Below are 13030 nucleotides of genomic sequence, written 5' to 3' on the forward strand. Positions count from 1 at the left end.
AAAATGCAATGGCAGAAAATTCCAATCAACCAAGAGAAGGCGATGCTGTATTGGGGGGCGATTCTTCACCTTTCGCTTATGCTGCTGTCTTAGGGGGGTTAGAAGGTGTGAAGAGATGCTTGGCTAGTGGAACGGAAGCCCAAAGAATTCTCGCACTAAACAATGCTCTCAATTATGGCGAATCCGGCTTAGATTTGGTAATTCAAGCCTTGCAGGATAAATCAGGGAGGGTAAAGTGGAGAGCATATTGGCTACTGCTAACAAAAACAGAAACGAAAGTCAAAATTGCCTTACAAGAATTCAATCCTTATCACTTTTTTAAGTGTCTCCGCACCTTCAACGGGCATTCACGCCCCGTTAATTGCGTAGCAATAGCTCCCGATGGTAACACTATTGTCAGTGGCAGTGACGACAAGACTATCAAAGTGTGGAATCTCGTGACGGGCGAGTGTTTACAGACTCTACAAGGGCATTCACGCTCCGTTAATTCCGTAGCAATAGCCCCCAATGGTAAGATTATTGTCAGCCATAGTGAGGGCCAGACTCTCAAAGTATGGAATCTCGGGGCGGGCGAGTGCCTTGCCACGTTACCGTGGAATTCAGAGTACGTTAAGTTTTTAGCACTAGCCCCGGATGGTAAAACCATTATCAGCGGTAGTGAGGATCAGACTATCAAAGTGTGGGATGTCGTGACGGGCGAGTGCCTTACCACGATACCGGGGGCTTCAGGCCATGTTCATTCCGAAGCCACGAGCCCGGATGGCAAAGTTCGTATTTGTACCTGTAGCGGCGCCGCCATCAAAGTTTGGGATTGCGAGACGAGCCAGGACTTATGCTTCCTCGGACCGCCTTCACACTATCCTCTTTGCGTAGCAATAGCCCCCGATAGTAAAACTGTTGTCAGTGGCAGTTGGGACAAGACTATCAAAGTGTGGGATATCGAGGCGGGTGAGTGTTTGGGCACGCTACAGGGGCATTCACACCATGTTCGTTGCGTAGCAATAGCCGCTGATGGTAAGACTATTGTCAGTGGCAGTAGGGACAAGACTGTCAAAGTGTGGGGAACAGGTGATCGCGAGTTTGAAGTATTACCTCGGCGGGCATTGCACAGGCTTGTGTTTCAATCCCTGATAGGGTTTTAGTTTGGTTGCGGCGAAACTCACCTTTTGACTGCCAAGAATTAATACTTGAACCGTTTCAATCCCTGATAGGGTTTTAGTTTGGTGAAGGACATGAGCCGAGAGGAAGCAGTGCGACGCATTGAGCGGGCGATCGAGGAAGAATTGATTGAACTGAATTTGTCAGGGTTGGAGCTGGAAGAATTGCCACCAGAAATTGCCAATTGTATGCAGGTTGAGACTTTGCTGCTTGGGAACTGGGATGAGGAGGAAGAAGAATGGGTTGGAAATAAGTTAACTGAGTTTCCTGATCCTATTCTTCAATTAACTAACTTAAAAATACTTAGCCTTATTTACAATCAGATTACCTCTATTCCAGAAGTGATCGGGCAACTGTCCAATCTCGAATCGCTTGACCTCCGTAAAAATCCGATTACCTCCATCCCAGAAGCGATCGGGCAACTATCCAATCTGACACACCTTGAGCTCAGCTTCAATCAGATTACCTCCATCCCAGAGGCGATCAGCAAACTGTCGAATCTGACAAAGCTTGACCTCGGTTTCAATAAGATTACCTCTATCCCAGAGGCGATCGGGCAACTATCCAATCTGACAGAGCTTGACCTCAGTGATAATCAGATTACCGAAATTCCAGATGCGCTCGGCAAACTGTCGAATCTGACCAAGGTTAACCTCAATAACAATGAAATTACCTCCATTCCAGAAGCGCTCAAACAACTGTCCAATCTCGAACAGCTTTACCTCGGTAGCAATAAGATTACCTCCATCCCAAGGGCGCTCGGGCAACTGTCGAATCTCACAGAGCTTGCCCTCTGGGGCAATAAGATTACCTTAATCCCAGAGGCACTCGGACAACTGTCGAATCTGACATGGCTTGACCTTTATGGCAATGAGATTACTTCTATTCCAGAGGCGCTCAGACATTGGGCAAACTGAAAATTATCGTTTCCTGATATAGCTGATTAACCGGAATTAAAACAACACTAACTAGAATCCCCGGACAATTAGAACAAAACCTAAAATCACCTAATTTGTCACGCCGATGGAACGCAAAACCGTTGCCCAAAACCAAAGGGCGATCGAGACGTTACCGAGGTGCGCGAACGACCATCTTTCTACTACGAAGCGTTGCTTTTTAGAGGTTGCTAGCACGTTTTCTGGCTTCTGATGCTTTGATATCATAACCGGAGTTAGGATTAGTTTTGTGCAGTTGCATTAACAGGTCGATGTAAAATTTGTAGTAGTCCTGCACTGTGGCAAAGTATGAGCTGCGACTTTCTGGGGTGGCTATTTTACGGCGGAGATTTTCAATTAATTTGAGAGAGGCTTCAATATCAGTGAGAGCTCCGGTAAAATTGCCTAGCGATCGTTTGACAAAAGCCATGCTGGAAAGGGTAACAGCTTCTCCACCGCGATCTTCTACTGCCCGTCTCAAGGGAAGGGACTGGTTGTAATAGTCTAGCGCTTTCTGTTTTTCTCCCAAATCTGAGTAGACTCTGCCGATGTTGTTCAGGATGGTGGCTTCACCATGCTGATCCTTGATTGCCCGAAACAGCGACAGGGACTGTCTGTAATACTCTAGCGCTTTCTTTTTTTCTCCCAAATCTGAGTAAACTAAGCCAATGCTGTTAAGAGCAAGGGTTTCCCAGTGAGGACTGCCTACTGCCCGAAACAGCGACAGGGACTGGTTGTAATAATCTAGCGCTTTTTCTTTTTCTCCAAAATTTAAGTAGATTCCGCCGATGATGTAGAGGATGGTAGCTTCCCCACCGCGATCACCAAGGGTTCGTTTCAGGGGAAGGGACTGGCTGTAATACTCTAGCGCCTTCTGTTGTTCTCCCAAATTTAAGTAGACTCCACCCATGTTGTGGAGGGTGAGGGCTTCTCGACTGCGATTGCCCGCTTTTCGATACAGTTTTAATGCTTCTTCATATTTGACGATCGCACCTCTTAAAGATTCTGGTGTTCCTTGTTCGTAGAGTTTCTCTGCTTCTCTATATACTTTTTGGGCAGCATCCCTACTGTTAGTTTGTGCTCTTTGTACAGCCTTACCAACGGGTACGGCTGCTGCCACTGGCTGACTTAACTGAACCGAAAGTGCGATCGACATACCAGCCAAAAACCATTGAGCGCGATCGAACATAGCCACCCCTTTTGTGTTTTTGTCAATCTTAATCACTAGCTCGCTTAGTGTAAAGGCAGGAAGAGTGCGATTCGTTGAAGCGTGAATCACGGTGAAAACCCGACACATAACGTTTCCAGCCACGAGGCTGAACTCTCGGTCTGAGTGCGACTCGTTCGCAGCCTAATTCATAAGCTGCGGTGAGAACGTCAAGGTAACACCTTGAAATCTTATAACTGTTCCTTGGATGAGGGTGTAAGCCCCTCCCTTCAAGGTTAGAAGTGACTCCTTATCTGTCCACACCGAGGATAATCACCAGAGTGAAGCTGGAGACAGGGCGCAACCAGAGCCGAAGCAGATCAAGCACACTGGCGCTAATAGGGGGATACTATGGTGAACTTAATGTGAAGCACCTAGAAAAACGTCTTAGAGAGAAGCGAGAATCTGTAAAATCTCGACTTTATCCTGAATAAAAACCCGCAGCGACTTCAGACATTAGCTGCATAACCAAGGGCTGAGGGTAGACGAAATGGTGACACCTAATGTATCAAAACAATCTAAGGAACGGAACGAGGAAAAACGTCATCAACTTCATAGGATTGACAACCTATGTGGGGAGCCATGATTAAGCTTCTAACGGAAGATGACGGGTAGGATGGGGGAAGATAAAACTGCCCCCGGCAACCGAGAAATCTAGCGATGGATTAGACCATGCTTAGACGAACGTTCTGAAATCTGCCCTCAAGTAGATAATAGCAAAGGGATTGCTACCAGGATGTATCGAAGTAAAAGGGCAGGCTCCCAAGCCCGGAAAAAGGCTAAGAAAGAGTTAGACGGAACATAAGCCAAAATAATGGAAAACGCCGGTCATGCGAACAAATCGGAAGAACTGAGGCTGTAACTGTCCAGTCTAAAGGGGAATACAAAACTCCAAATGTTCAGAAAGATTCAAGACGGTGGTTGGTGGAAGTCAATACCTGAAAAGGGCTTATGAATGGGGGAATACCCACAGGTTGCTAGGAGCCGGATGCGGTGAAAGTCGCACGTCCGGTTCTGAAGGAGAGGTGCATCACAGCAATGTGGACATCGACTCTAACTAAGGGTGCAAGTCCCTTCTGCCAGACTCAGGTATGACTCCCTATCTGCCCACACCGACCAAGCTCGATTCTCGGAGAGTGAAGCTCTTAACTGGACGCAATCAGACATCTAATGTGAGGTGACACTGGCGTTAATGGGGAGTTCCGATGGTGAAAACAGAGCCTAGAAAAGTAACTTAGTCTTGAGCGGGACACAGACCAAAACTCCCGACTCCACTGGAGTTCATTCCCGCCGAATCTTTTTCCAATATCGGCAAGAGTCCAGGGAATCCAGTAGTTAAGCGCGACCTGAACTGGTCGTTTAGTATGGGAAGCCTACTTCCCTAGAGGATTCACACCCTCTACCTCTACGTAAAAGACTCTTAAGCGAGTCCGGTCACGTACCGAGTAAGCAATGAAAGGACGGAGTGCAGACCACGAACGTAGCCGAAACTGGCAGCCCAAACTGGTTAGGAGCAAAGGGGAGTTCTTGAATGGTAAACGCAAGTGAACTATCACTTAAAGGGGGTAAATGAGCAGTCGTACAGAAACTTACGTTAAGGCTGAAAGTGTTACTGGATAAGCATTCTGGCAACTACTCTTTTTGTCTATCAAAAACTTAAAGAATTGAATATTAAACTGTACCAATTAGAGCATAGGTTTTTTGGTACAGCTTTTTTGTACGCCACAGTAAGAATTTGAGGCTTTTAAATTTCAGACAGATCAATTGGTACAGGTTTATAAGAGGCGATCGCAATATTCAAAACGGTTAATCAATTTCTTAGCGTAAGTTTCTGTACGACTGCTCATTTCACCCCGTGTACACGACAGCCGCCTTTACGAAGGAGCATTGCCGGGCACGACACAAGCCAGTTGGTGCAGTTCGGCATTGGTGGCGAATGCCCGACGCGATCGCGCGCCCGCTATCCTGTTTGCAAGCGAAGCAGCCGGCTGATGTCGAGGATCGCGAGGGAATCGTTCGTCCGATAGTCAGCAAGAGCGCGATCGCCTTGACATCTAGGATGCCCCATTCATAAGGGTGCATCGTTTTTCTTTAAAAGTAATAAATAAAGCTTTGTACGGACAAAAACATTGCTTGCTACTGAGAGAGGACAGCCATAACCAGCCTCAACAAGCAAAGGCACGAACAGCACAAAAAAGCAGCAATTTGACCGAAAAAGTCAGGCATTTGCAGGATATTTTCAGGTATTTGCAGGTAAAGTGCACCCCCTGCAAACCCCTGACTTTATACTGCACTTGCCTGACTTTATACTGCACTTGCCTGACTTTATACTGCACTTGCCTGACTTTAGCTGACGCAACAATTAGCTAATTTTTAGCCCTTTTAACAAAATCCGAATTGATTTAATAGTCAAGTTACAGTATCTAAGTTGAATTAAGAATCAAGTTGCTGCATCTAAATTGAATTAATAGTCAAGTTGCTGCATCTGAATTGAATTAATAGTCAAGTTGTTGCATCTGGATTGAATTACAGCAAGCGTATCTTTTCGTTTGGTCACTCAACTCAAAACCTGGACGCACCTTTGGGGTACAGCCGAGATACCTGCAAAATAGGACATGACGTAAAGTTTTGTAAATATAAGACAAAATGACTTGAAGTAGCAAAGCCTGAAATGTTTAGCAGTAAAAGATTTCCGCTTTTTGGGTCTGTACGAGGGCAGAGTAGTATTACTACTCTGCTCTAGCTGACTGAGTGTTGGCAGCTTCTTTAGGCGGAAGGGACATTGAAAAGCGGCATTGTTACAAAACTTTACGTCGTGTCCTCGGAAAGCCCGTATCTCGGCTATACCCCTATCTAGTCCAAACTGTCGGGGAGATAATTTTAGCTGATAGATCATCTAAATAGAAATCGTAAACAGGTTCTCCTGATAATTCACAGCAAAGAGGTTCAATAATTTTAGTGAACGGATTCCAAACTATTGTTACAGTCCGTTTCGTTTTCTTTCTTTGCAACTCACATTGAATATGTACTGTAGGTAGATGGATAATCATTGCACTGTGCAACCAAGCTTCTACACTCATTGCATAACGCTCTTGGATATCTAACAATTTTCGATCTAGCTCTCTATTAGTAGCTTCAATTCGAGCTAATTCTTTGTCTAATTCATCACCAATCAAATTTTTTAATTCAATCTTGTGGCGAATCCCAGAGCTAATCGTGTTGTAATAATCCTTTAGTCTTTCTTCATCCCTAGCTCTTGCTCTTGTTAATTTAGCCTGCCAATTATCTAAAGATTTTCCAATCAATATTCCACTTTGATGTTCGATTAACTTCAACAACTCATCAAAAGGAATAGAAAATGGTGTTTCTTGATTATCCACATCCATTCTGTCAGACTCCCAAAATAAAGCATCCCCAATTTGTACTGGTGTTACTCCTGTTATTTCATTGATAATAAACGAAACTAGACCAATCCTTTTTTCTTCGGCATTCGCTGTGTAAGCCACATTACATAAAATGTAGCGAGTGGTTGATGGTTTAGCATCTACAAAACGAATTAACCCATTTTGAGGTTTGAATCTCTCTGGTATGCTTTTGTCAAATCCCGTAGCTTTTAGATAGCCATCAAATTTTACACCCAAGGCACTAATCTGCCCTTTGACAGCTAATAGTTCAGATAATTTATTTAATACTTCTGAATGATAAGTAACAAAAACACTTTGAGGTACATCAGTGATAGTTGTAAAAGTTACTTCTTCTGGTAGAGAAAGTAACGAGGCTATGTTTTCATTTAACAGCGCATTTAAAACGTGTTCCCCAGCCGGTTCAGCTATTCCGTCATGGAGAGCTACAATTTTTTCTAAAGTAGTAATTATTGGGTCTGATAACATATTTAATCAAATCAATTTTTCAAGCTTCAAAATCTTCGCCAAAAATCTGTTCATCCAGTTCTTGAATTTGCTCATATTGTTTTTGGGCTTTCAACAAATTATCTGCCAATTGCTCAAAGGCTTGATCTAATTCGGGTTTAACTTGATGCTTAAGCCAGATATCCATGACAACTTCACTAAAGTCAAATTCATCATCCACATTGCCTAAAATTGTTTCAATTTCTCCGACTACCAGTTCAAACATATTAATTTTGTCGTGCAGTATCCGCAGAATATACTCTTCGATACTGCCTTTGAGACAGAAGTTAAAAATAAAAACATCCTGGGTTTGTCCGATGCGGTGGATACGACCAATGCGCTGTTCAATTTTCATTGGGTTCCAGGGCAGGTCATAATTAACGATCGCATTAGCAAACTGGATGTTACGTCCTTCTCCCCCTGTTTCCGATGCTAAGAGTACAGAAACATTATCCCGAAATGCGGCTATAGCCTCATCTTTCTGTTTAAGGGACATTCCGCCAGTAAATTCTGCAAAGGGGATATTTTCCGCTTGCAGCGTTTTAGCTAAATAGGTGCTAGTTGCTTTATGGGTTGTGAAAACTAAGGTTTTCTGGCGAGATTTGGAGAGCATCTCTACTAAGGTTTTTGCTTTCTCGACCTGCTTGACTTGGGATGCTCGTGCAGCTAAAGACTTCAGTTCTTCATCGGGTAGGCGGATAGTCAGTTGCTTGAGGGAGTCAGCTAAAGCATTAGGGGATGAACCCGCTCGCATTAGCAAATTAGTACGGGAGAGTCTGTCTAGTTTGTCCTCTGAAGAACGTAGATACTTGCTCAAGTCTTGGTAAAGTTTCTCCTCTCCGGCTGCCGGGGTAACGGTAATTGTGGTGGCGAAGCGTTTGGGCAGTTTGACATCTACTAGGGCGCGGGTATTTCGTACCATAACTTCCCGCATCAGAGTGCGTAACTTTTCGGGATTTTTAGGGACTCGTCCATTCTTGGAATTGACGTATTCTTTTTTAAAAGCGGCTTCTGTTTGTAGCAGTCCCGGTTTGAGGAGGGTTAGCAGATTAAACAGTTCCACAAGGGAGTTCTGCACTGGTGTAGCAGTAAGCATGAGGATAAACCGCTTATTGAGGGCGTTGACCAGTTTCCAGTTGAGGGTACTGCGATTTTTTAGATGGTGTGCCTCATCGACAACAACCAAATCCCAAGTACGACTGGTGACGTGAAGATAATGTTTAGCAGACTTAGCCGTGTTTAATGAAGCGATAATTCGCGGATTATTTGTCCAAAATTCGTCTATCGGTTGTTGTGGGTCACGGTTATCTGTGGTGATAGTAGCGATATTAAATTTGTCACTTAACTCTGATTGCCACTGGGAAACTAGGGATGCCGGAGTTAACACTAGGATGGACTTTACCATCCCCCTAGCTAAGTATTCGGCGATGATTAGTCCCGCTTCAATGGTTTTACCCAATCCAACTTCATCCGCTAGTAATGCCCGTCCACCCATTTGTCTGAGGACTTTTCGGGCTGTTTCAATCTGATACCAGTATTTGTCGATAGCAGTTAAGGTGGGTAGGCAAATGAGTTGGTCATAGTCTGCCATTACCGAGAGGTTAAACAGGTCTAAACGCGCTTCGTAGAAGTTAAGCGGGTCGTATTTACCAGCTTTCAGGGCTTCTAAGGCAGTGGAAGGATTGAATTGAAATGTATAGTTTTTTTCCATATTTATAGTTTTTCCTTACTTGGTCTGCTAAACAGACCTGTCCGCTAGCCTAAAAGCTTTGCTAGGTAATAAGTGTAGTCATTATCCTTAGCGTTTGAGGCTAAGAATACGGGCGACCCACGGCTAGAACCCTTTATTGTACAGCCAAGTTATGATGCTTGGTAGTGATACGGAAGTAGTGGTGAGACATAATCCTTGTCCCATAAGCAATACGGAGGACAGTTTTAGATCTAGTCGAGTCTCCGAAACCCTTACTGGCTATATGCTGGACTATTTTTTCAAGGTTTAAGTAAGCGCGCACTCGTTTCAGAAAATGCGTAAAAAATGGCAGGGCTTCCTCGCCCTCGACTTACAGGGCCGTTAAAAAACTGTCCGAAGTATTGATCAACAGGTTTTATCAAACATATTGATTGATTTTATGAACCTAAGCACTTTGTTTAAATTCTAGACAAATTTAAGGTAGCAACAATTAATCCAGTTCGATGTCTTGGATGCGCTGTTTATAAGGTTGGTTATTTGGTTGAATATTTTGCTCTTCTTGCTCAATTAATTGTATCCAGATATCATTCCAACTTGACTGTGGATTAACAAGTTCTGCATTCGGTAGCAGCGCAAGCGCATTTCGAGCGAGCTGAGAATTTTCGGCGATCGCTATAATAACGCTATCCAGTTCTTGTAAGAATTCTATAGGCAGTTGTGAAGCTCGTTCAATTCCTAGGTAAATTGTGGGTGGTGGTGTTGTAGAGTTATCCTGGTTATTTTCCTGTTCAATAAGCAAAATTGAAAGGGCTTCTATTGGGTTACACGCAATCACAGCTCGCTCAATTTCTCCAGTAGTTGCTACCCAGAAAGCAGCTTCAGATGACAGGGGTTGGGTTGTAGTAAAGTTGCCTCTTTCATCGAGAACAAAAGCGAACCGGGCTTCCCCCTCAAGCGTCCGTGCCGTAAAGACAGCCTTTTCAGAGGCGGCATACAACCAAGAATGAGAGTGCAATTTTTCAAGCAATTCTAAAGGTAAACTGTACTCGACTGCTAGATGCGATCGCACTTTTTGCCACTGAGTTTCATCACGTTCAGGCAGGATTGATAATTGTAACTCTAACTCATTTGCTGTTGCAGGAGTTGCAGGTTCGGTTGTTTCTAGCTCAGATTGTGACAACTCTAGCTCATTTTCCTCTGCCTCGCTAGGGGCGTTCGCTAAGTGTTGTGGCTGCATTAAAGCCTCAATTAGGGCGTTATCTCGCCCTTGGTCATAGCTAACGCCTCGATGTTTCTGCAATCCACAAAAAGTGTAGGCTTTACCCAATTGAGTGCCACTTAAAGCGACCCCATCTAAATTGTAAGAAATGCCTTTACTGAAGCCAGTTCGAGTCAATCCGACTTGCACCTCTACGGCTTGTTGCTGCAACCGCTCAACAAATTCTGGCATACTTGGGTTGTCTTGGGTGACTTCATCAATTAGGTCTTGCAATTGCACCCTGACGCTCTTGTTTCCCTTGCTTTTTAATTGCCTGTGTTCTCCTGTAGTCTGAGCTCGCTTGTCTGTTTCCCAACTGGGTGTAACACTTTCCAGGTTGTAACTCCGTTCGAGCTGGCGAATAGTTTCTTGGCTTTTGTAATAATCCCAGCTATCGTCAACAACACCTCCATCTAGGCAAATGCGACTGGCGACGATGTGGATGTGGTCGTGTTCTGTATCGCTGTGCTTGACAACTGCGTACTGGTTGTTGTCAAATTCCATCGCTTTCATGTAGTTGGCTGCAATCGCCAGCCAGCGTTGGTCATTTTCTTCAGAATCTTCTAGTTTTTCGGTGCTATCAACAGATAAAGTGGCGTGAAAAACTGCTACTTTCAGGTTAGGTCTTAGTTGTCGGGCGATCGCAAATTCAGCAGCCAGTTCTTCAGGAGTTTGTCCGCACATAGTACCGCCAATTAGAGCGGCGTCTTTTTTGCCCAGCACGTAGTTCAGACAGCCCCGAAAGCCTGTACCTTTAATTTGTTTGCCAATCATAACCGAAAAGCCGTCAGTTGCACAGAATCGATTGCTCAGGCGGTAAAGCCGAGCCTTGTTAATAATTAGCGTACTGTAGATTTGGCGAGGTTTGCAACTATTGTTTTAATTGCATTCCCGTTCTCTCGAATGAGTTGCTGTACGCTTTCTAAGAGTCCTGTATTGACAACCACTGGTTCTCCCAATGCCACAGAACTATTGCAAGCTTTAGAAATTTGATTGAGGTTATTTCCGGCAATTCTCAATTGGGCATCAATCTTGCATAAAACTTGATAGGCTTTTAAGTCAAATGCAGCTAGAGGGCGCGGCATGGTTCTCCTCAAAGCTGCACGGCGCATGAAGTCGCTCATGCTCAAATTGACTTGCTCTGCTCTTGCTTTGATTTGATTGTAGTCTGAGTCAGACAATCTCAGTTCCAGCCGACTCGAAAGTCTCGGATTTTGCGGCTGTTGAGGAAATTTATTGAGCTTCATAGCCATGATAATAGTTGAGTTTATCTCATTTTATAAATTTATAACTACTTTCAACTTCACCCCAAAATAGCAAACGAGGAGCGTAAAGTGACCCCCGCCATTTGAGGATAACGGGTTGCGAGTGCTACTCAATAATTGACAATCTATCCATTTGCTTTTTAAAGTGTTTGCTCGACAGGCGAGGGCGTTGTCAGCTCCTTTCTCCCTCTCATTTCTTATAGCTGTATAATATTCAGCTTAATTTGTATGACAGTTAGCTACATTTGTCATTACAGCTTAAGAAAGTCTTAAACCTGACTTGGCGGCTAGGATTCGGCAATTATGAGGTGCATTGTTTTTATTTAAAAGGAATAAATAAAGCTTTGTACGGACAAAACCATTGCTTGCTACCGAGAGAGAACCGCCATAACCAGTCCCAACAGGAATTGGCACTTTCTGCACAAAAAAGCAGTAAAGGGACAGGAAAAAGCAGGCTCTTGCCGGACATTTTGGGGTAAAAACAGGTAGAGTGCAGTTCCTGCAAATGCCTGCATTCTCACGCTCTTGTGTACAGCAAATACCTGACTTATTACGGTAAATTCCTGCGTTGCGATCGATCGCTACTTACAGTCGATGGCTATCGTGTTGGCAACTGTAAAAGTCAAGGCATAACCCGCTTTTCGAGCGCTCGACCTTCGTCATTAACATTTCCTCGATCGTCGGATGTTTGAAATAAAGGAAAGCTGTTTCTTTTATTCGCTCGCAAATTATTCTCAGTCGTGAGAGGCCGAATAACCGAATAATTACGAAGGTCGGATAAAGGATTGCGAATTATTCGCTCCCTCCGCTTTAATTCAATCTTGTGCTTGAAGCTCCGTGACCTCCTACGCACTCGGTTTACAGTAGCCGTGAGGGAACGACCGCTTGGTTTACAGCAGTCGTGAGGAAACGGCGGGCTTGGTTTACAGCAGTCGTGAGGGAACGACCGCTTGGTTTACAGCAGCCGATCGACTCCCAACTATCAATGCTCGTTATAGTTCTCCACCTGATGAGTACAGGCAGTAATCTCTATTTATGGGAGGTGCATTGTTTTTATTTAAAAGTAATAAATAAAGCTTTGTACGGACAAAAACATTGCTTGCTACTAACAAAGAACAGCCATAACCAGTCCCAACAGGTCAAGACACGAACAGCACAAAAAGGCAGTAATTTGACAGGAAATTGCAGGTGTTTGCAGGATATTTTCAGGCAAATGCAGGTAAAATGCAGCCCCTGCAAATACCTGCAAATATCTGATTTTGTACTGCAAATGCCTGACTTTATACTGCAAATGCCTGACTTTAGACCACACAAAAATTAGCTAATTTTTTAGCGTTTTTAACAAAGACTGGATTGAATTAATAGTCAAGTTGTGGCTTGGTAAGTTGAATTAAAAATCAAATTTCAGAAGTGCGAAAAAATTGGCAGCGTAGCAGCCGTTATGTCAGCCTTGACAGTTGCATAAATTGCTGTTGTCGGGCCCGCGCTTTGCAATCGGCTAAACAGTTGGTATGAAAGCAGGTTAAGAGCAGACCCTAATACGGTGTCTTAAGGGCGAGAGAGTCTGTGATCGTTGCAACGTCGGTCAAGTAATGAGCCTATCCTGATT

Annotated in this window: 11 protein-coding genes; 5 read left to right on the forward strand and 6 right to left on the reverse strand. The window is 44.1% G+C overall.

Features of this window, described 5'->3' with window-relative positions; all coding sequences use genetic code 11:
* Positions 1–8 precede the first annotated feature (8 nt).
* Entirely contained in the window at positions 9–1142 is a 1134-nt protein-coding gene (locus QUA36_RS06675) for a WD40 repeat domain-containing protein (RefSeq protein WP_333456289.1), read from the forward strand.
* Between the two features lie 90 nt (positions 1143–1232).
* Positions 1233–2075 carry a leucine-rich repeat protein gene (locus QUA36_RS06680; RefSeq protein ID WP_333456291.1) on the forward strand — a complete coding sequence of 281 codons (843 nt, stop codon included), beginning with the start codon at positions 1233–1235 and terminating at the stop codon, positions 2073–2075.
* A 90-nt stretch (positions 2076–2165) separates the two neighbouring features.
* Here the strand turns inward: QUA36_RS06680 and QUA36_RS06685 are convergent, their stop codons facing one another.
* Both QUA36_RS06685 and QUA36_RS06690 read right to left on the reverse strand, forming a co-directional pair.
* Positions 2166–2291 carry a hypothetical protein gene (locus QUA36_RS06685; protein ID WP_333456293.1) on the reverse strand — a complete coding sequence of 42 codons (126 nt, stop codon included), beginning with the start codon at positions 2289–2291 and terminating at the stop codon, positions 2166–2168.
* Positions 2275–3405, reverse strand: a complete 1131-nt coding sequence (locus QUA36_RS06690) for a tetratricopeptide repeat protein (protein ID WP_333456295.1) — start codon at positions 3403–3405, stop codon at positions 2275–2277. Before QUA36_RS06690 ends, QUA36_RS06685 begins: the two co-directional genes overlap by 17 nt.
* A gap of 1750 nt (positions 3406–5155) precedes the next feature.
* Between QUA36_RS06690 and QUA36_RS06695 the strand changes: the two genes are divergently transcribed.
* The gene (locus QUA36_RS06695) at positions 5156–5374 is read left to right on the forward strand and encodes a hypothetical protein (protein ID WP_333456297.1); all 219 of its coding nucleotides are present in this window, start codon (positions 5156–5158) and stop codon (positions 5372–5374) included.
* A 775-nt stretch (positions 5375–6149) separates the two neighbouring features.
* On the opposite strand, the gene QUA36_RS06700 is transcribed toward QUA36_RS06695, so the two are convergent.
* The 4 genes from QUA36_RS06700 to QUA36_RS06715 form a co-directional block, all read right to left on the reverse strand.
* Positions 6150–7190, reverse strand: coding sequence for a hypothetical protein (locus QUA36_RS06700; protein WP_333134554.1), 1041 nt, complete (start codon positions 7188–7190; stop codon positions 6150–6152).
* Between the two features lie 19 nt (positions 7191–7209).
* Positions 7210–8919 carry a DEAD/DEAH box helicase gene (locus tag QUA36_RS06705; protein WP_333078719.1) on the reverse strand — a complete coding sequence of 570 codons (1710 nt, stop codon included), beginning with the start codon at positions 8917–8919 and terminating at the stop codon, positions 7210–7212.
* A 469-nt stretch (positions 8920–9388) separates the two neighbouring features.
* A complete protein-coding gene (locus tag QUA36_RS06710) occupies positions 9389–10930 on the reverse strand; it encodes a relaxase/mobilization nuclease domain-containing protein (RefSeq protein ID WP_333456299.1) in 1542 nt (513 codons plus the stop codon).
* A 65-nt stretch (positions 10931–10995) separates the two neighbouring features.
* The gene (locus tag QUA36_RS06715) at positions 10996–11403 is read right to left on the reverse strand and encodes a plasmid mobilization protein (RefSeq protein WP_333456301.1); all 408 of its coding nucleotides are present in this window, start codon (positions 11401–11403) and stop codon (positions 10996–10998) included.
* A gap of 545 nt (positions 11404–11948) precedes the next feature.
* On the opposite strand from QUA36_RS06715, the gene QUA36_RS06720 reads away from it, so the two are divergent.
* Complete coding sequence (locus QUA36_RS06720; protein WP_333456303.1) at positions 11949–12113, forward strand: hypothetical protein; 165 nt, start codon at positions 11949–11951, stop codon at positions 12111–12113.
* 193 nt (positions 12114–12306) lie between these two features.
* On the forward strand, positions 12307–12447 hold the full coding sequence (locus tag QUA36_RS06725; RefSeq protein WP_333456304.1) for a hypothetical protein: 141 nt from the start codon (positions 12307–12309) through the stop codon (positions 12445–12447).
* The last annotated feature ends 583 nt before the right edge of the window (positions 12448–13030 follow it).

Origin of the sequence: Microcoleus sp. Pol10D4 (assembly GCF_036701555.1) — a bacterium.
Taxonomy (GTDB): Bacteria; Cyanobacteriota; Cyanobacteriia; order Cyanobacteriales; family Microcoleaceae; genus Microcoleus.

Coding starts and splice junctions, on each gene's coding strand:
- QUA36_RS06700 (WP_333134554.1), bottom strand. CDS start 7,190: ATGTTATCAGACCCAATAATTACTACTTTAGAAAAAATTGTAGCTCTC.
- QUA36_RS06675 (WP_333456289.1), top strand. CDS start 9: ATGGCAGAAAATTCCAATCAACCAAGAGAAGGCGATGCTGTATTGGGG.
- QUA36_RS06680 (WP_333456291.1), top strand. CDS start 1,233: ATGAGCCGAGAGGAAGCAGTGCGACGCATTGAGCGGGCGATCGAGGAA.
- QUA36_RS06710 (WP_333456299.1), bottom strand. CDS start 10,930: ATGATTGGCAAACAAATTAAAGGTACAGGCTTTCGGGGCTGTCTGAAC.
- QUA36_RS06715 (WP_333456301.1), bottom strand. CDS start 11,403: ATGAAGCTCAATAAATTTCCTCAACAGCCGCAAAATCCGAGACTTTCG.
- QUA36_RS06705 (WP_333078719.1), bottom strand. CDS start 8,919: ATGGAAAAAAACTATACATTTCAATTCAATCCTTCCACTGCCTTAGAA.